Annotated in this window: 18 protein-coding genes; 9 read left to right on the top strand and 9 right to left on the bottom strand. The window is 63.2% G+C overall.

The window, feature by feature from the left end; genetic code table 11:
* Positions 1-11 precede the first annotated feature (11 nt).
* Positions 12-2,000: a response regulator gene (locus tag H6718_05600; GenBank protein MCB9584849.1), complete on the top strand. Its 1,989-nt coding sequence runs from the start codon at positions 12-14 to the stop codon at positions 1,998-2,000.
* Positions 2,001-2,052: 52 nt separating this feature from the next.
* On the opposite strand, the gene H6718_05595 is transcribed toward H6718_05600, so the two are convergent.
* Positions 2,053-2,484, bottom strand: a complete 432-nt coding sequence (locus H6718_05595; protein MCB9584848.1) for a response regulator — start codon at positions 2,482-2,484, stop codon at positions 2,053-2,055.
* A 317-nt stretch (positions 2,485-2,801) separates the two neighbouring features.
* Between H6718_05595 and H6718_05590 the strand changes: the two genes are divergently transcribed.
* Together H6718_05590 and H6718_05585 are read left to right on the top strand one after the other, a co-directional pair.
* Positions 2,802-4,325 carry a CHASE3 domain-containing protein gene (locus H6718_05590; GenBank protein ID MCB9584847.1) on the top strand — a complete coding sequence of 508 codons (1,524 nt, stop codon included), beginning with the start codon at positions 2,802-2,804 and terminating at the stop codon, positions 4,323-4,325.
* An 83-nt stretch (positions 4,326-4,408) separates the two neighbouring features.
* Positions 4,409-4,813 (top strand): response regulator, encoded by a 405-nt coding sequence (locus tag H6718_05585; protein MCB9584846.1) that lies wholly within the window; start codon positions 4,409-4,411, stop codon positions 4,811-4,813.
* Positions 4,814-4,845: 32 nt separating this feature from the next.
* Here the strand turns inward: H6718_05585 and H6718_05580 are convergent, their stop codons facing one another.
* The 7 genes from H6718_05580 to H6718_05550 all read right to left on the bottom strand — a co-directional run bounded on the left by H6718_05580 (position 4,846) and on the right by H6718_05550 (position 9,893).
* A complete protein-coding gene (locus tag H6718_05580; GenBank protein ID MCB9584845.1) occupies positions 4,846-5,565 on the bottom strand; it encodes a hypothetical protein in 720 nt (239 codons plus the stop codon).
* A 175-nt stretch (positions 5,566-5,740) separates the two neighbouring features.
* Positions 5,741-5,938 carry a CsbD family protein gene (locus tag H6718_05575; protein MCB9584844.1) on the bottom strand — a complete coding sequence of 66 codons (198 nt, stop codon included), beginning with the start codon at positions 5,936-5,938 and terminating at the stop codon, positions 5,741-5,743.
* 72 nt (positions 5,939-6,010) lie between these two features.
* Positions 6,011-6,451, bottom strand: a complete 441-nt coding sequence (locus tag H6718_05570) for a response regulator (protein MCB9584843.1) — start codon at positions 6,449-6,451, stop codon at positions 6,011-6,013.
* 44 nt (positions 6,452-6,495) lie between these two features.
* Positions 6,496-7,050, bottom strand: a complete 555-nt coding sequence (locus tag H6718_05565) for an OmpA family protein (protein MCB9584842.1) — start codon at positions 7,048-7,050, stop codon at positions 6,496-6,498.
* Positions 7,051-7,188: 138 nt separating this feature from the next.
* Positions 7,189-8,442: a hypothetical protein gene (locus H6718_05560; protein MCB9584841.1), complete on the bottom strand. Its 1,254-nt coding sequence runs from the start codon at positions 8,440-8,442 to the stop codon at positions 7,189-7,191.
* A gap of 515 nt (positions 8,443-8,957) precedes the next feature.
* Entirely contained in the window at positions 8,958-9,347 is a 390-nt protein-coding gene (locus H6718_05555) for a ferritin (protein MCB9584840.1), read from the bottom strand.
* A 36-nt stretch (positions 9,348-9,383) separates the two neighbouring features.
* Complete coding sequence (locus tag H6718_05550) at positions 9,384-9,893, bottom strand: hypothetical protein (GenBank protein MCB9584839.1); 510 nt, start codon at positions 9,891-9,893, stop codon at positions 9,384-9,386.
* Positions 9,894-10,214: 321 nt separating this feature from the next.
* On the opposite strand from H6718_05550, the gene H6718_05545 reads away from it, so the two are divergent.
* Positions 10,215-11,762, top strand: a complete 1,548-nt coding sequence (locus H6718_05545) for a sigma-54-dependent Fis family transcriptional regulator (protein MCB9584838.1) — start codon at positions 10,215-10,217, stop codon at positions 11,760-11,762.
* A 9-nt stretch (positions 11,763-11,771) separates the two neighbouring features.
* Complete coding sequence (locus H6718_05540) at positions 11,772-12,152, top strand: response regulator (protein ID MCB9584837.1); 381 nt, start codon at positions 11,772-11,774, stop codon at positions 12,150-12,152.
* Positions 12,153-12,310: 158 nt separating this feature from the next.
* Here H6718_05540 and H6718_05535 read toward each other — a convergent pair whose 3' ends face one another.
* On the bottom strand, positions 12,311-12,478 hold the full coding sequence (locus tag H6718_05535; GenBank protein MCB9584836.1) for a hypothetical protein: 168 nt from the start codon (positions 12,476-12,478) through the stop codon (positions 12,311-12,313).
* 88 nt (positions 12,479-12,566) lie between these two features.
* Between H6718_05535 and H6718_05530 the strand changes: the two genes are divergently transcribed.
* From H6718_05530 to H6718_05515, 4 genes are all read left to right on the top strand, one after another.
* Positions 12,567-12,845: a hypothetical protein gene (locus H6718_05530; GenBank protein ID MCB9584835.1), complete on the top strand. Its 279-nt coding sequence runs from the start codon at positions 12,567-12,569 to the stop codon at positions 12,843-12,845.
* A 167-nt stretch (positions 12,846-13,012) separates the two neighbouring features.
* Positions 13,013-13,522 (top strand): universal stress protein, encoded by a 510-nt coding sequence (locus H6718_05525; GenBank protein ID MCB9584834.1) that lies wholly within the window; start codon positions 13,013-13,015, stop codon positions 13,520-13,522.
* Positions 13,523-13,662: 140 nt separating this feature from the next.
* Positions 13,663-14,313, top strand: coding sequence for a universal stress protein (locus tag H6718_05520; GenBank protein MCB9584833.1), 651 nt, complete (start codon positions 13,663-13,665; stop codon positions 14,311-14,313).
* Positions 14,310-15,167: a mechanosensitive ion channel family protein gene (locus H6718_05515; protein MCB9584832.1), complete on the top strand. Its 858-nt coding sequence runs from the start codon at positions 14,310-14,312 to the stop codon at positions 15,165-15,167. The genes H6718_05520 and H6718_05515 overlap by 4 nt, the downstream gene beginning before the upstream one ends.
* The last annotated feature ends 3 nt before the right edge of the window (positions 15,168-15,170 follow it).

The following is a 15,170-nucleotide window of genomic DNA, read 5'->3' as shown; positions in this document are numbered from 1 at the left end:
TCCCATCCGACATGACTGCATCTCGAGTACGTCGCAGCTTGCGCGTTTTGGTGATCGACGATGACGAAGTCGATCGCCTGTCCATTCGCCGTGCCCTGACCCGTGGTGAGCGGGACTACGACCTGGTCGAAGCGGAGACTGCTGAGCAAGCGCTGGAGCGCGCTGCAGATCCGACCATCGACTGCATCTTGCTCGACAATCGCTTGCCCGACGGTGATGCGCTCGAGGTGCTTGGTCGCTTGAAGCAGGCGGGTGTGGACCGCCCCATTGTCGTGCTCACGGGGCAGGGCCACGAGGAGCTGGCGGTGGAGCTGCTCAAGGGCGGAGCAGCGGACTACCTGACCAAGACCGCGAGTCCCGATCGGATCGAGGCGGCGCTGCGCAACGCAGTGCGGGTGTTTCGCAGCGAGCAAAAGGCGCGGCGCGCCGAGGACGCGTTGCGGACGAGCCGGGAGTCCTTGGCAACGACCCTGCGAAGCGTCGCCGACGGCGTCATCACGACGGATGGTGCGGGCAACGTCACTTACCTCAATCCCGCTGCCGCGCGGTACTGTCAGCTCGAAGCGGAGGAGTGCCTTGGCAAGCAGCTCTGGTCGGTGCTGAACGTTGAAGATCAGGATCGACCGGCGCAGCGCGACCGTATGGATAGCGCGCTGACGCGCAGGCTGCTGGGAAGCCCGACCGAGCTCGTCTTGCGTACTCGTGAAGGAGAGCGCATCACCGTACAAGAGCGGGTGAGCTTGATGATGGGGGCGGATCGTCAGACTCCCACGGGTCTCGTGCTGACGCTCACCGACATCACTGACCGGCGGCGCAACGAGGAGCGCCTCGAGTTCTTGCTCTCGGTTGGTAACGATCTTGCGCGGGGCTTGGACTTTCGCCGGACCCTGGAGACAGCGGTGCGGGCCGCCGTGCCGCGCCTGGCGCGCGGCTGCATTCTCGGCGTCGCTCCCCAAGGGGGCGGCTGGAGCTACGCCGTGGAGCCCGGTGACGGAAAGCTCGCGGAGCTCGCACAGCGCTTGTACGGCGCTGACGCCACCCGGGGTGAGGCGATCGCGACGCTCGTGCGCAAGGGCGAGTTACTGGTCATTCCACCGGGCAATACGAGCGAGGCGGTGCCGGATCTGGCCGAGTGGGGGGTGAGGTACACCGCGTGGCTGCCGCTCACGACGCGCTTCTCCGTTGGCTTGCTGCTCCTGGAGTCGCCCGTGCCCTGGCGTCGGGACGAGTTGAGCCTCGCACGCGACTTCGTACAACGTGTCGGCTTGGCGCTGGATAACGCGCTCCTCGTGTGGCGCTTGGAAGAGTCGGTACGCATTCGCGATGAGACCCTAGCCGTGGTGAGTCACGACTTGAGGAGTCCGCTGAATGCCTTGGCACTCGCGACAGACAACTTGGTGGAGGAGAGCGAGTCCGAGGACGCAGAAGACTACGGCGAGATCGTGCAGCGCTCGATCTCGCGCATGAATCGCCTGATTCAGGACCTGCTTGACGCGGAAACGATGGCCAGCGGGCGCTTCTCGGTGAACCCGGAGGCGTGCGAGCTAGACGGCGTGATCGAGGAGATCCTGCAGATCCACGAACCATTGGCCGACGCCAAGGGGCTCGATTTCAGGATCGAGCGCGCCGCCGAGTTGCCCGCCGTTGAGGCGGATCGCCATCGCCTGGTTCAGGTGCTGAGTAACCTCTTGGGCAACGCATTGAAGTTCACTCAAGCCGGCTCCGTGAGGCTCATGGTCGACGTCGTGCCGGATGGCGTGTCGTTTGCCGTTCAGGATTCGGGCCCCGGGATCTCCAGCGAACATCAACCGCTGCTGTTCGAGCGCTTTTGGCGCGCCGATCGCAAGTCCGCCGGTTCGGGGTTGGGCCTCGCAATCGTGCGGGGTGTCTTGCTTGCACACCAGAGCGATATCCGTGTGGATTCGAAGCCCGGTGAGGGGTCGCGGTTCTCGTTCACGCTGCGCCGCGCGGATATGGCTCAGCGAGGCTTGGATGCCTAGCGTGCGGCGACGGAACGCCAGAAGCGCCTGCTGCCCACGGCATCCGTTTCGGTCAGGGCAGTTCGACGAGCGTCCAGTACTTGTTCAGAGCGGCCATGGCTTTGACGAAGCGATTGAAGGTGACCGGCTTCAGGATGTAGCCGGCGACGTTCAAGCGGTAGGCCTCAATGCGATCGCGATCGTCGTTGGAAGTAGTCAGGACGACGACCGACAGGTGTCTGAGGTTTTCATCCGCACGGATATGGCGAAGGAACTCGATGCCGTTCATGCGCGGCATGTTGATGTCCAGCAGTACCAGCAGTCTCGACGGGTTGACGCTGCCGTTCTGCAGCATCTCCAGGGCTTCTTCGCCATTCGTGGCGACTGCCAAGGGGTTCGAGATGTTGTTCTCTTTGAAGGCCCGCTGCACCGTCTTCACGTCCACCGCGTCGTCCTCGACGAGCAGGATGTGATAGGCGGGGTCTTCGCGATTGATGCTGGTCATACCGAATGTCACAGACTGGCTCCGTCTCAACGGAAACGCGTGAGACGTGTAGATGGCTTCGTCCAGCGCGAGCGTCGCGCTTGTTGTTCCAAGCATGAAGGACTCGGACGCGTTCGCGCAAGCCTCGCGAGCGAGTCTCTTGCGCGTGTCAGAATGCCGCTGTCGACTCTGACTTGTTGCGCTGGATGGGTCGCGGTAGGACCGCCGTGCCACCCGAAGCGCCGCTGGTGGAAGCGGCTCACGGTTCGGACCGCATCGACTAACCAACGGGCCAGCATGCGATCGCGCGCGCCACAGCAAGCTTCATGGAGCGTGGCGTGAAGCGACTGCGTGCGAATCTGGCCGTAGCAGCGAGTGTCGTTGTCTTGGTGGTTGGTGGGGTGACCGCCATCAACATGTCGAACGCCCGCGAGCGCTCACTCATCGTGCAAGAGTCGCACGAACGCCTACAGGCTCTGGACAACCTATTGCAGGTGTTGCTCGACGCGGAAACGGGGCAACGTGGCTACTTGATCACCGGGGAAAAGGAGTACCTGGAGCCATACAGCGCCGCGCTCCGGCGTCTCAGCGCAGTGCGCAAAGAGGTGCGAGAACTGAACCTGCCTGCTGCCGAGTTGAAGGAACTGGAGAAGCAGGTCGATGCCCGCCTCGACGAACTCGCGTACACGGTAAAGCTATTCGACTCTGCGGGGCAGCAGCGTGCCGGCGAGTTCGTCAAGCAGGACGCTGGAAAGCGCACCATGGACCTGGTGCGCGCGGCGCTGGCTCGCCTCACTAGCCGCGAGTCGGAGCGGCGCGAAGCGGCGCTAACCGCCGAGCGAGAAGCCTATCAACGCAACCAACTCGTTGTCGGAGGCGGAGCACTGATTGCGTTCGTGATTGCGTTCCTCGCACAGCTGGTGCTGCGACGCGACTTGGCGGAGAGCGCCGAGCAAGCTCGCACGCTGCGTGAGCAGGCCGCGCTGCTCAGCGACCAAGCGGATCAACTCCGCAACAACGAAGCGGAGCTCGCCGAGCGCCTGAGACAACAGCATCAGCTAACCGACGAGCTCGCGGAGCAGGGCCGCCACCGCGAACGCTTGATCCAGAGCCTCGGTCGCGCGAATCGCGATCTCGATCAATTCGCGTACGTGACCTCTCACGACTTGAAGGCGCCACTCAGAGGCATCGCGAGCCTCGCCTCGTTCATCGAAGAAGATCTTGAGGACTCGTTGGATGACGAGACCCGTGAAAACCTCGCGCTGCTCCACCAACGCGTCTCGCGCATGGAGTCGTTGATCGAGGGGATCCTCACCTACTCTCGGGCGGGGCGACGCACGCCGCCGGAAGACGTGCCGGTCAAGGCCCTCCTGGATGAGGTGGTCGACCTACTGAGTCCCGAAGCCTATGTCGAGGTGAAGGCGACCACCGAGTTGCCCTCCCTGCACACCGAGCGCGTTCCGCTTCAGCAGGTGCTGCTGAACTTGGTCGGCAACGCCATCAAGCATGGCAACCCGGAGCAATGCCAAGTCGCCGTGAGCGCGGAGCGGGTGCCCGAGGGCTGGAAGTTCCGCATCGCAGACAACGGTCCGGGCATCGAGGAGCGCTTTCACGAGCGTATTTTCGGCTTCTTCGAGCGACTCAAGAGCCGCGACGAAGTCGAGGGGAGCGGCATCGGGCTGGCTGTCGTGAAGAAGATCGTCGAAGAGCGCGGCGGTCGCGTGTGGGTCGAATCCGAGTTTGGTCAGGGCGCTGCTTTTTACTTCGTTTGGCCCCGGGCTTCGCTGACGGAACTCCACGCGGTGCGGCCCGAAGACGTCGACCTGCAGCGCTTGTCCGCCGACGACAGGACCAACGTGTAGGTCAAGCCGGCGACGATGCCGTCGCCGCGCTCGGCGGGAACTCTTGTTTCGAATTTCTATGTGGAATTGATAGGGGTTTTGCTATGAACGACTTCGTGCTAACCTCGCAGCGGATGCTTGACGTGCTGATTGTAGACGATAGCGCTGACACGCTGGAGATGATGGCGCTGTTGATTCGGCGCAGGGGACACCACGTGCGCAGCGCGCAGACCGCAACAGCAGCGCTGGAAGCCGCCCAGACCCAAGCGCCTGACCTCGTGTTGCTCGACTTCGGACTACCGGATTTCAGCGGACTCGAGCTCGCCCGCAAGCTCCGCGCGAGCGGCGTTACACGCGCCACGCTGGTCGCTGTTACCGGTCAGTCTCGGGAGTCCGATCGGGCGGCGGCGCTGGAAGCTGGATGCAATGACTTCGTGACCAAGCCGCTGCGGCGTAAGGAACTCGACCGCCTCTTGGTGGACGCAGAAGAACGTCGCGGGCGCGACTGAGCGCCTCGCTAGCGGCGAGGCCGCGTGAGGAGCTAGCCCCGTTGGGGCCAGCGCGCGACCAATAGCGAGCCGTCGATCGCGTGGCGCAGTTCGAGCTCCGCCCCAGCGTCCCGCGCGTGTCCTAGGGCCACCGCCAGCTGCACGGCGTCCCTAGGCTTCAACTCGATCGCGCCTTGGCGGCTCTCGGTCGCTTCGCGATGGATCCACGGTTCCAGTGCCGTACGGATATCAAGAACGTCGATCGGCCGTAGCCGTAGGCGAAACTCCATGCCGCGCTCGGAAGGCGCCACGTCCAGGCCCTCCAGTGCGCCGACGTCTCTCGCCCAACCGACGGCTTGAAGTAAAAACGCCTCTGCGCGCTCTCCGCGCCGCAAGGTCTTGCCTTCCACGGCGGAATCGATATGCAGCTGATTGCTGGCGAGTTGACTCCTCAATGCCGCCAGCAGCCGGCCGAAATCGTGAGCCTCGCTCTCGTCGTCCAGCCCATCAAGCTCGGCCAACACTTGCTTGAGCATGTCGGAGATCCGCAGCGCCTGCCGCCGAATGGTTTGCGCGCTGTCGAGGATTTCCGGTAGTTCTTCGGCGTCGAGTTCGATCAGCTCGGCTCTTCCGGAGATTACGTTCAGTGGCGTCCCGAGCGCATGGGAGAGTGACGCCGCCAAGCGCCGTAGGGCGGCGTGGCGTTCAGCGCGCAAGAGATCTCGCGGCTGGATCGTGCCCAGCGGGGGAAATGCGTCAGTCACTCGTGACACTCTGGTTAGGGTAGGAATCAGCCGCAGAGCGGTCGTGGAGAGCTTGCGGCTTCTGAGCGCGACCATGCCTGGCCGTCGTCCGGCTGGCAAGATCGAGTGATGGGGTAGGACAAACGACGGACGTCGCCTGGAGGATCCCCCAACCAGGCGACGTCCGTCGGCGTTTCTGCGTCAATCAGAGCTTACTCAGCCAGCTGTCGACCTCACGCTCCGCCTCGTCGCGCGCAGTGCCGTAGCGAGCCTGGAGGCGACCTACGAGCTCGTCCTTCTTTCCGGCGATCTGTTCGACGTCGTCGTCAGTGAGCTTGCCCCACTGGCTGCGCACCTTGCCCTTGAGTTGCTTCCAGTTGCCCTTGAGATGTTCCATGTTCATATGCGTTTCCTTTGTTTAAAGCCGCACGGAAAAATTTCTATAGACGCTGTGCGGCGGTTTACGTTCTTCCGCCTAGCAGGCGGCGGTACTTTCGTTCGAATCGATCGGCGAGCGCGGTCGCTCTGCCCTCGCAAGCAGCGCCTCGACGTTTTCGCGCAGCTCGACCAAGCCGACCGGCTTGCTCACGACGAGACTGGCGCCGCACGCCTCGGCCGTCGGGGCGACTCGGGGAGCCTCCGCGATGGCGCTCAGCACGACGATTGGTAGCTCGGGATACTGCTTGCGGATTTCCGCAATGGCCGTCAAGCCGTCCATGCGGGGCATATCGATGTCCGTCACGATCACGTCGGGTGGTGTCGCATCGCTGAGCGCGCGCTGCTGCAGGAGTTTCCCGTTTTCAAAAGTTTCCGTTTGGAAACCCGCTGCGCGTAGTACAGCAGAGAGCATCTGGCGCAGTTCTGGGTCGTCGTCAGCGACGAACACGAGCGGGTGTTGTGCTGTATCCTTGGACATGATCTCTCTCCTCCCACAGCGGTGACGGTTTGGGACTGCTTGAGCTACCGCTCTCCAGGTAGCATGAGGTCCACTCGGCGGTCTTCTAGATAGGTCGAGGGCGAGTAGCCATCTGCGTCCAACTCGCCGCGCGAGGAGGTGGTGATCCGTGATTCATCCACACCGTGCTCGATCAGGAACTGGCGAACACTGGCAGCGCGATAGCCACCGAGCGCGAGATTGTAGTCCTCGCTACCGCGCGGATCAGCATGCCCCACGAGCAGTAGCTCGTAGTTGACCATTGCGCCATCGCGCATGCAGTCTGCGAGCTGCTTGAGCTCGGGCTGATCCTGAGATCTCAGGCTTGCCGAGTCGTAGCGGAAGTTCGGGTCGGCTTCCGCGGAGATCCCGCACAAGTTTTGCACGCTCTTGGAGAAGTGCAGGGAACCCGTGTTGCGCAGAGGTTCAGGCTCAGGCTCAGGCTCTGGGGTCTGGTCGCGGGAAGCGACAACGTTGGTATACCCGGGGCCAACTGCCACCGGCTTGCGCGCCGGGTCGCTCGCACAACCCAGAGCGATCAACGCCAGGGGAGCGACCGCGATGAACTTTCGATGTGACATGCCCACCGCTATCGCAAGCCGCGTGCCGACTCCTGCTCTGCGAATGGGCCTGAATCGTCGGGGTTTTCCCACCGCCCACGAGAGCTCGTGAGGCGTAAAGCGACCGCTCGCTCGTGGATGACACGCGCACCTCCGGTGCTACTCGCTCTCTGGCTTGCGTAGCGGTTCCTGCGGCTTCGATGCGGGCGGCGGTGGTTTCGCCCCACCTTCGACCGTGTCTGCGATCTTGTCCGCGGTGGAGCGGATGGTGTGCAGATCCACTCGACCTGCGAACACCAGCACGACCGCGTCGTCTTGCCACTCCGAGACACCCCAGCGCGACACATCTTGGTTGCCGCTCAGCACGGCCAGCGAGCCCGAGCCGTGATCGTAACGCAGACCGAAGACCAAGTCGCCGTACCCCGTGTAGCTCGCGATGCCAGCAGAGGCTCGGAGGTAGTCCATGCTGCTGTGGAAAATCCGTTGGTCCACGTTCGACGCCGTGATCTGGGGCACCGCTGAGCGGTCCGTCGCGAAGCCAAACAGCAAGCTGAAATCGCGGTCGATGAATGTCTCGACACCCACGGCGGCGTTCACCATCGTGCTCGAGTCTTCGCGGCGTCGGTCGGCGAAGTTGCTCGAGCTCGCCAGCCCGCCGCTCACCTCGTTCCGAGTCCCCTGGGCGTCGATCTCCAGATAGCTCGAGCGCGCCGGATGCACGAACACATCGAGCTCTGCCCGCAGCCAACCGAGCTCGAATCCCACGCCAGCGTTGAAGCGCATCGGCGGCTTGACGACGAAGCTCCCTTCACGGGTCTCGAGCACACCGTCTCCGCCGCTATTCGTGGAGCCGAAACCCGAGTTGTAGCTATCGAACAGGTGCAGCGTCGGGCTTCGCATGCTGAACCCCAGGGTCCAATGGGGGTCGACGTAATAGGTGATGCCCACTTGCGCTGCTAGGTCCCAGGAATGGCCGTAGCTCGAGTAGTTCCCCGAGGTAATCACGCCCGAGCCCGAGTCCAGTAGTGAGCTAACGCTCGAATCTTCTTTCAGCCGTGCCCTGAGTACGTTCAGGCTGACCCCCAGAGACACCTTCTCCGACAAGGGAAACCCGACGCTCGGTCCGAAGGCGCGGTTACTCCAGTCGATTGACAACGCGCGAGTCTGCTTGAGCGTACCCGCGGGCGTGTCGAAGCTGGAGTTGACGGCCTCCATGCCGAGGTCGAGCTCCTCTGTCTTTGCCAAGCACAGACCGACGCGTAGCTTGGCGCGCTCCTCACCCCCGCTCGGGCCGAAGAAGTAACAGGTGGTGTCCGGCAACGCGCTCAGCTGGGTGCGCGAGAGGTTCGGATCGTCGACGGTAGCCCCGGTGAATGAGCCGTCAGCTGTCGTGGGCTGATGCAGGCTCCGCATAGTCGACCACGAGTAGCGGAAGAGGCGAGAAGAGAACGCCAGTGACCGGTCCCCGATTCGGCTCAAATTGGCTGGGTTCAGAAACGGAGCCGCTCCGTCGACCCCAAGCGCAACACCGCTACCACCAAGCAAGCTGGAGCGTCCGGCGAGTGGGGACGAATGGAAGTTGGCCTGCGCGGATGCTGGCGACGAGAGAGCTAAGAACGCACAACTCGCACCGCAAGCGGAGGCCCAACGAAGCAAACGGCGAAGCCGGTCTTTCATATCCTCGAGGATATACACCATGGCCGGCTTTCACTCCAATACTCAGGGGGCAGTCAGCCGGTGCTTGCTGGCGGTTTTTTGGGGGAGGGTAGCTACTGCAGTCGCTCGAATGCGACGTGTACGACTGCCCATAGCGCCACGTAGGTAGACATGAGCGCAAAGAACGTGACGATGGCGCGTTTCAGTGGTCGTTCGGGGTCCATTGGTCCTGACTTTCGAGGCCCGCGATGATTGCCGTAGTCGCGATCCGCTCAGCCGCTGACCGCGGCTTCTTTGGCGGCGCGCAGGCTGCCGATGCCCAGAGAGCGCGGGCCCCGCTGCTCTTCGGGGGACGTCGGCTTCGCGGCGCTAGCGGGGCCGTGAGGCACGACGATGGGACCTTCCTTGTAGAGATGTTCGTCGAGCTGCTCACCCCACGCCGGCATATTCCGACGCAACCACTCGAGGGTCATCACCGCGTGTTCGATCTCCTCGTCGCGGTTGTGTTCGAGGATGCGCCGCAGCTCGGGGTCGTCGCAAGCCTCGACACGCTGATTGTACCAATCCACCGCCTCGATCTCCTCTTTTAGGCTCGTTAGGGCTCGGTGGTAATTCCGTGCGGTACTGGAAAGTTCATCTACGGGTTCGTGATATTCACTCACTCTGGTTGCTCCGTGGTGGCTGGGGTGGCTGTCGCTTTACAGGCTGACGCTAACGGACTGTCCAGGATGCTGCGCACGCACGAGGTCGACTCCCCGGGTGTCCTCGAACACCGCTTCAATCAGCTGGGCTTCGTCTGGGGTCGCGGGGCTAGCGGCCACGATCACTCCGTGCTCCAACAGGCTCTCTGCGTAGCGCTTGGCTTGGTTCTCAGGCACGCCGATACCGATCAGCGCCCCTGCGAAGCCGCCACCGACGGCGCCGACCACGGCGCTCTCAAGCGCTACGGCGAGCGGACCAGCGACTACGAGACCGAGTCCGGGCAGCGCCAGCGTTGCAATGCCACCGATGCCAGCGAGTAGAGCGCCCAAGGCGCCGCCCGCGACGGCTCCCTCAGGAACTGCCGGTCTCACCTTGGGAATGAGTCCTGAAACCTCTTCCGTGAGGAATAGGCTCAGGCGCCTCTGGTCGACACCGAGGCGCATTAGTTCAGCTACCGCGCGTTCCGCGTGTGCGTGGTCTCGATAGACAGCGAATAGAGTTGCCATGCCGTCTCCTGGTGCATGGCGGATGCCAGATGTGGCGAGGCGAGATCCTGGGGAAATGTGCGGGACATTCGTTGCGGGATGGCACACCTGGGGCCAAACTGCGGCGCAGGGGGCGACGCTGAGGCGCACGGGGGGCGGACGCCGAAAAGACGGCCGGCTGGCTGAGCAGTTTCGAGGCAAGCTGCTACAGTGTGGCAAAACGCATCGTGCGCAGCCGGCCGCGGCTGCCTGGAGTTGAATTCAGAACTGTTTGATTTCAAGTAGTTCCGTTTGTGAGTCCCACTCTGCGGTGCGGCACGGCCTTTGCGAGAGCGCCTCACCATGCTGCTGGATGCCACAACGCCCAATGACGAACCGGACACCAATAACTCGCGTGATGCGATCGAAGAACCTCAGCCCGCATCGTCGGTCTTGAACAAGGAACCTGTTGCTCCTGAACCCAAGCAGAGCGACATTCAGGAAATCCGTAAGGAAACACGCAGCGCCGTGCTGTTCGTCGATGACGACGTCGAGATGGGCAAGCTCGTGCTCAAGCAACTCGAGCGAGCAGGCTTTCGAGCACAGACCGCGACCAACTCCGAGGAGGCCTTCGCCGCCCTGAACCAGCACGACTTCGAGGTGGTCGTGTGTGACGTTCAGCTGGGAGGGGAGAGCGGCCTCGACCTGTGTCGATGGGTCGTCGAGAACCGCCCCAACACTCCAGTGGTAGTCATCACCGCGTTTGGCAGCATGGAGACCGCAGTCGGTGCGATCCGCGCAGGCGCCCACGATTTCATCAGCAAGCCGATCGACGCTGAGCTGCTGGCCCACGCCGTGCGTCGCGCTGCTCAGCACTCGGAGCTTCATCGCGAGTTGGCTCGCCTGCGTGAGGGCGCTGGGGGCGCCGCGTCGCTCGAGGGTCTGATTGGTCAGAGCGAGCCGATGCGTGAGCTAGGTGAGGTGATCAATCGCGTAGCTGGCAGCGAAGCAAGCGTGCTGATCACGGGCGAGAGCGGCACCGGAAAGGAGCTTGTGGCGCGCGCAATTCACGCCCGCAGCCCTCGTCGGCACGGCCCCTTCGTCGCGATCAACTGCGCGGCGCTGCCGTCGAACTTGCTGGAGAGCGAACTCTTCGGCCACGTTCGAGGAGCGTTCACTGACGCGAAGCTCTCGCGCGACGGCCTGATGCGCGAAGCGAACGGCGGAACGCTCTTCCTCGATGAGGTGGGCGAGATGTCTCTCGAGATGCAGGTCAAGCTGCTGCGTGCGCTGCAGGAGCGCAAGGTGCGCCCAGTGGGCGGAACGAAGGAGCTCGACTTCGACACGCGGATCGTCGCCGCGACCAATCGCGACATCGAGACCGAGGTGAAGCAGGGCCGTTTCCGTGAAGATCTTTACTACCGGATCAACGTGATTCGCCTACGTCCGCCGCCACTGAGAACACGAGGCAACGACATCCTCCTGTTGGCGGAGCACGTCCTTAGACGTGTCGCTGATCGCAGCGGTCGCCAGGTCACGGGGTTTGCGCCTGCCGTTGCGGCGCGCTTCCTCGAGTATGACTGGCCGGGCAACGTGCGTGAGCTGGAGAACGTGGTCGAACGCGCGGTGGCGATGGCTCGCTTCGACAAGATCACCGTCGAGGACCTACCGGAGAAGATCAAGACGTTCCGCTCGGATCAGGTCGTCATGGGTGGCGAGAACCCGGAGCAAATGCTCACCCTGGACGCGCTGGAGGAACGCTACATCCGCCGTGTGCTGAAGGCGGTCCAAGGCAACAAGACGCAGGCAGCGAAGATTCTCGGCCTCGATCGCCGGACGCTCTATCGCAAGCTGGATCGCTACGAAGCTCGCGACAAGGCTGCGAAGAGCGCGGAGTCAACCCAAGCATAGCGATTGAACATGAGCGAAGTAGGACCGCTAGTACTCATCGCTGACGACGACGAGGACACGCGGACACTCCTGCGACGCGCTCTTGAGCGTCGGGGGTTCCGCGTGGAAAGCGTGGTCGACGGCCAGGCGCTGGTTGAACGAATCCAGTTTGACCCGCGCCCGGACGTGGTGGTGACCGACCTTGACATGCCTCGCCTGAGTGGACTCGATGCCTTGCCTGCCCTTCTGCAGCAGGGGATCCCTGCAGTAGTCGTCTCAGCGCTTCATCCGAAGCTGAACCATGATCTAATCCTGCGGAAAGGCGCCGCCGCGGTGCTCCCGAAGCCGCTGCGTCCGCGGCTGCTGTTCGCCGAGCTCGCGCGATTGGTAAGCCTCTCCGCTACTGGCTGAAGGTCGCTGCCTCCACGCAGCGACCTCGCCCAAGAATACCGCCCCTACACCGCCCCCTTTGCAACGCGGGGCCCTACAAAACAAACGCCGACCCGGAATTTCCGGGCCGGCGTTTGCGCATTCTCGTGACTCGCGCTTGGTTGTTTCCGAGTTGCGGGCTAGCGAGGTACTTCGTCTCGCATCGGCACCGGCGCGCCCGGGGGTTTCGTCGGGGCGACCTTCGGCTTGGGAGACGGGACAGGCTCCCGTCCTGGGTTCTCATTGGGTTGCGGCTCGGTGCGTTTCGGCAGATCCGTCGGTGGGATCATCTTGTCATTGTCCTGCATGGTGCCTGGGTTCCTTTCTTTGCGGAAAACTCGAGGAGGGAACTGCACACATCGTTCCAACGGCACGCATGCTGCATCGATCGCAGGTATGAATCAGTTTCATCCAATCGTTTCAAGCCCCCCCAGAGTTCACGAACTCGCGCGCTGGTTGAGTCAGCACATCGGGAGCATCGACGCTTGCGGCTACGTGCGCGGAAAGACTGCAATTCGCGACTTGATTTGCCGTGAACTCGGCATGTCGATGGCTCAGGCGGAGGACGCCGTTGAGGCGTTGACTGCGGCGGGCGCGTTGCGCTTCGAAGGCGATCCTACGACGGCCGGATTCGAGCCGAACGCGCGCTGGGTGGTCGGTCACCCTGTCACGTAGGGGGAAAAACGCCACACTTCGCCACGGGCAATCGGCGCGCTTCGCGAGCTCGAAAGTTTGTCATGTGGAAAAGTCGACGATCCTGAGGACAACTGCGCTGATTCCCTTCGCAACGATTAGTCAACGACCGAGGTGCTCCTTGGCCCGGAGCCTGCATCTGTAGAAGCATGACGCAGCGAAAGTCCTCAGTAGGCGACCGATCGTCGGAAGTGGCGGCCGCGCCAGTGGAGTTGCTCTCGAAGGAGCCGTCGGGAAGTCTGACGAAGGTTCTGATCCCCATCGATCTCAGCGACGCTGCAGAGCGAGCCGTGCGCTGGGTGTTGAAACAACCGGGTAAGGCGACCAAGACGCTGCGGGTGGTGCTCTGGCGTGAGGCTGGCGACGGCGATGCCGCGGACTTGCTGCGCTTTCTCGGGCGCTTCGGGGAGCAGCGCCACGCCCTGATCCACGGTCAGGTCTTTACCGGCGACGAACGTCAGCTGTGCACCATGATCCGCACGGAAGAGATCGAGAAGATCGTGGTCGGTGTCGGCGACGACGCCGAGTCGGAGACTGGTGCACTGGCGCAAAGCCTGGCGCGCCTGTGCAGTTGCGGCGTCATCTTGGTGCCACGTCGCGAACCGGTTCGCGAACTAGTCCGCATCGCGCCCGAAGGCGCTCGCGCGTCAGGCGAGTAAGCCGATTCGCGCGCAGGCGCGAACACAGAACGATTCGCGCCGGGGAGGCGCGAACAAGCAACAATTCAACAATGCGCGACGCGTGGCGTCAGCTCCGCTGATGACCTGCGCGGCCCTCACGGGTGCGCGAGGAGGAAACCATGACCCAACCAATTCGCACGGCGCTGGTCGCCATTGATCTCAAAGAACTGATGCCCAGAGTGCTGTCCGAAGGGCTGCGCGCCGCGCAGCGTTACGGTTTGGCAGCGCACCTGGTCCACGTCGCTCGCGGGCACATGGATGGGGTGATTCTCGATCTCCCCGAAGGCTCGCAGTCCCTAAATCGGGAAGAAGCCGTCAGCCGGGTACGCTCGGTGGTCGAGGGGGAGATCGAACGGCTACGAGGGGCCTGGCCGAGTGAGGAGTCGATACCTCCGTGTGCTCTGCACGTGATGGTGGGTGAGCCCACGGAGGTGATCCGGGAGCTCGAGGCAGACCTGGAGGCGGAGCTCGTCGTCGTGGGTACCCACGGGCGTAAAGGGCTCTCTCGCCTACTGCTCGGCTCCGTCGCGGAGCACGTGATACGTGCGTGCAGCGTTCCCGTGCTCGTCGTGCACAATGCTCCCGATGTCCCGAAGATCGAGCCGGCTTGTCCGGATTGCCTGAGCATTCGCCAAGCGTCCGGGTTTCAGAAGCTGTGGTGTGCAAACCATCAGCGCCATGATCGACCTCACGCCTATCACTTCGTCGGGCGCAACGTACGGCAACATCCGAATCACCCGCTCGTCTTTCCCATGGGGGCGCAGCGATGAACGAAGCGGTCGCATTCTTCAATCGCCATAGCGAGGTGATCTTGAGGATCATCTACGCTGTCGTGATTGTCGCTGTAGGTTTGGTGATCGCGCGGGTTTCCGCGGGGATGGTCGCTCGGAGCATGCATCGACGAGGTCATCCGCGCGCGGTCACGCTGGCGCCAATTCTCAAGACGCTCACCTTCGTCTTGCTCGCTGGGGTGGCTATCGTCACGGGGCTCGACAAGGTCGGTGTGCCGATCGGAACTGTGCTGGCTGGTGCGGGGGTACTCGGCTTGGCGGTTGGTTTCGGCGCCCAAACCCTGGTCAAGGACTGCTTGAGCGGCTTCTTCTTGATCCTCGATGGCGTGCTCGCTCAGGGGGACCTCGTCGAGATTGATGGCTCTCGCGGCACCGTTGAGTCGGTTGGGCTACGCATGACCCAGGTGCGAAGCTTCGACGGCAGACTGTTCTACGTCCCGAATGGGGAGATCAAGACGGTGGCAAACTACAATCGTGGCTGGGCGCGCGCCATCGTGGAGGTGGGCGTGAGCTACGAGCAAGACGTCGCGCGCGGGCTACGGGTGCTCGAACAGGTGGGGGGCGAGTGGGCAGAAGAGCACTCGGATCTCGTCCTCGAGCCGCCGGAGGCGCAAGGTGTGCTTGGCTTGAACGCTTCGGACGTAGGCGTGAGGTTGCTCTGCAAGATCCAGAACGAGGGTGGTGGCAAGGTGTTCGAAGTCGAACGCGATCTCAGGCGTCGGGTCAAAGCAGCGTTTGACGATGCTGGCGTGGAGATCCCGTTTCCCCGAACCGTCGTCTACCACCGCGCAGACGACGCGGAGAACGACGCGTCAGCCGAAGCTGCCGAGTAGCAT

It is taken from the genome of Polyangiaceae bacterium (assembly GCA_020633205.1).
Taxonomy (GTDB): Bacteria; Myxococcota_A; Polyangia; order Polyangiales; family Polyangiaceae; genus JAHBVY01.
The sequence above is the reverse complement of the archived record's forward strand: the minus strand, read 5'-3'. Positions and strand labels throughout refer to the sequence as shown.

Bases quoted from the DNA above. Each gene is read 5' to 3' on its own strand.
- H6718_05600 (MCB9584849.1), top strand. From the start codon at position 12: ATGACTGCATCTCGAGTACGTCGCAGCTTGCGCGTTTTGGTGATCGAC.
- H6718_05595 (MCB9584848.1), bottom strand. From the start codon at position 2,484: ATGACCAGCATCAATCGCGAAGACCCCGCCTATCACATCCTGCTCGTC.
- H6718_05585 (MCB9584846.1), top strand. From the start codon at position 4,409: ATGAACGACTTCGTGCTAACCTCGCAGCGGATGCTTGACGTGCTGATT.
- H6718_05575 (MCB9584844.1), bottom strand. From the start codon at position 5,938: ATGAACATGGAACATCTCAAGGGCAACTGGAAGCAACTCAAGGGCAAG.
- H6718_05570 (MCB9584843.1), bottom strand. From the start codon at position 6,451: ATGTCCAAGGATACAGCACAACACCCGCTCGTGTTCGTCGCTGACGAC.
- H6718_05565 (MCB9584842.1), bottom strand. From the start codon at position 7,050: ATGTCACATCGAAAGTTCATCGCGGTCGCTCCCCTGGCGTTGATCGCT.
- H6718_05560 (MCB9584841.1), bottom strand. From the start codon at position 8,442: ATGCGGAGCCTGCATCAGCCCACGACAGCTGACGGCTCATTCACCGGG.
- H6718_05550 (MCB9584839.1), bottom strand. From the start codon at position 9,893: ATGGCAACTCTATTCGCTGTCTATCGAGACCACGCACACGCGGAACGC.
- H6718_05545 (MCB9584838.1), top strand. From the start codon at position 10,215: ATGCTGCTGGATGCCACAACGCCCAATGACGAACCGGACACCAATAAC.
- H6718_05540 (MCB9584837.1), top strand. From the start codon at position 11,772: ATGAGCGAAGTAGGACCGCTAGTACTCATCGCTGACGACGACGAGGAC.
- H6718_05535 (MCB9584836.1), bottom strand. From the start codon at position 12,478: ATGCAGGACAATGACAAGATGATCCCACCGACGGATCTGCCGAAACGC.
- H6718_05530 (MCB9584835.1), top strand. From the start codon at position 12,567: ATGAATCAGTTTCATCCAATCGTTTCAAGCCCCCCCAGAGTTCACGAA.
- H6718_05525 (MCB9584834.1), top strand. From the start codon at position 13,013: ATGACGCAGCGAAAGTCCTCAGTAGGCGACCGATCGTCGGAAGTGGCG.
- H6718_05520 (MCB9584833.1), top strand. From the start codon at position 13,663: ATGACCCAACCAATTCGCACGGCGCTGGTCGCCATTGATCTCAAAGAA.
- H6718_05515 (MCB9584832.1), top strand. From the start codon at position 14,310: ATGAACGAAGCGGTCGCATTCTTCAATCGCCATAGCGAGGTGATCTTG.